The organism is Mesorhizobium sp. M4A.F.Ca.ET.020.02.1.1 (assembly GCF_004022645.1).
Lineage (GTDB): Bacteria > Pseudomonadota > Alphaproteobacteria > Rhizobiales > Rhizobiaceae > Mesorhizobium.
Genome location: NZ_RZOI01001341.1, coordinates 1 through 590 on the forward strand (window position 1 = coordinate 1; position 590 = coordinate 590).

Below are 590 nucleotides of genomic sequence, written 5' to 3' on the forward strand. Positions count from 1 at the left end.
GCTGAAACGGCCGCCGCTCGACGTCTTCGACCCGATCAAGCCGGACGACGCCAACTATGTCCGCTTCCGCATCGACCCGCAGGTGGCGATCTCGATCGGCGCCCAGCGTAAGGTGGCCGGCGACGACATGGTCGGCGAACAGGTGGAACTGACGGCGCTCGATGACAGCAAGGGCGACATGCCGCCCTATGAGCGCCTGATCGGCGACGCCATGAACGGCAACGGCCAGCTGTTCACCCGCCAGGATGCGGCCGAGCTTGCCTGGCGCATCGTCGGCCCTGTGCTTGGCGACACGACGGCGCCGCACATCTACGCGCCGAAGAGCTGGGGACCGGCCGATGCCCTGAACGACTTCGGTCCGCCGAACGGCTGGATCAACCCATCGAAATAGGGGCTGGGAGGCAACGACATGGCCAAGGCGGCAAAGCCGGCGGCGGCGGATGCGGAACAGATCGTGCTGACGATCGACATCGGCGGCTCGCATGTCAAGATCCTGACCAGCGCCGGCGGCGAGATGCGCCGCGCCGGGTCCGGGCCTGGCCTGACGCCGCAGCAGATGATCACCTCGGTGAACACGCTGGCCGAAGGCC

Annotated in this window: 2 pseudogenes; both read left to right on the forward strand. The window is 67.6% G+C overall.

Annotation, left to right across the window (positions count from 1 at the left end):
* Positions 1-391, forward strand: a pseudogene (locus EN742_RS37030) (glucose-6-phosphate dehydrogenase); the annotation flags it as partial.
* 18 nt (positions 392-409) lie between these two features.
* Positions 410-590 (forward strand): annotated as a pseudogene (locus EN742_RS37035) (ROK family protein); the annotation flags it as partial.